The sequence below is a fragment of the Sphingobacterium kyonggiense genome (genome assembly GCF_039536825.1).
Classification (GTDB): Bacteria; Bacteroidota; Bacteroidia; order Sphingobacteriales; family Sphingobacteriaceae; genus Sphingobacterium; species Sphingobacterium kyonggiense.
In genome coordinates this window covers 1-561 of sequence record NZ_BAAAZI010000019.1, presented here as the reverse complement: position 1 = coordinate 561, position 561 = coordinate 1, and the positions used below count along the sequence as shown (strand labels likewise).

Here is a 561-nt window from a genome sequence, read left to right as displayed (position 1 = left end):
ATAACAACATAAATCCTAATCTTATGCTACGACAAAATACGACTTTAAATTTTGATGGACAACCGATCTATATCGGAATCGATGTCCATCTAAAGAGCTGGAACGTTGCGATCTTCAGCAAGGACGTGTTCCTTAAGTCCATCCATCAGGAATCCAACGTTGAGGTCTTATTGAACCATCTATGGAAAAATTATCCAGGAGCCTCCTACCATTCGGTATATGAGGCGGGATTCTGCGGTTTCTGGATCCATCGCGAACTCCTGGCGCACGGGGTGAACAACATCGTGGTCAATCCCGCCGATGTTCCCAGCACCCAGAAGGAGCTGCTCCACAAAAGCGACCCTATAGATAGCAAGAAACTGGGGAGGGCCCTTCGGGCGGGTGTTTTAAGGGGAGTATATGTCCCCTCGGTCCATTGTGAGGAAGATCGGTCCCTAATGAGGCTTCGCCACACGACGGTCAAGGATACCTGCAGGTTCAAGAACAGATTGAAGTCTTTCCTGTACCTGAACGGCATAGAATATCCCGAGATCTTCCGATTGAGCGGATCGCACTGGTCCA

1 protein-coding gene is annotated in these 561 nt (G+C 48.8%); it reads left to right on the top strand.

Annotated features, from left to right (window positions below; translation table 11 throughout):
* Positions 1–23: 23 nt before the first annotated feature.
* Positions 24–561: IS110 family transposase (locus ABD676_RS18290; RefSeq protein ID WP_425565310.1), on the top strand; the 538-nt coding region annotated here is incomplete at its 3' end.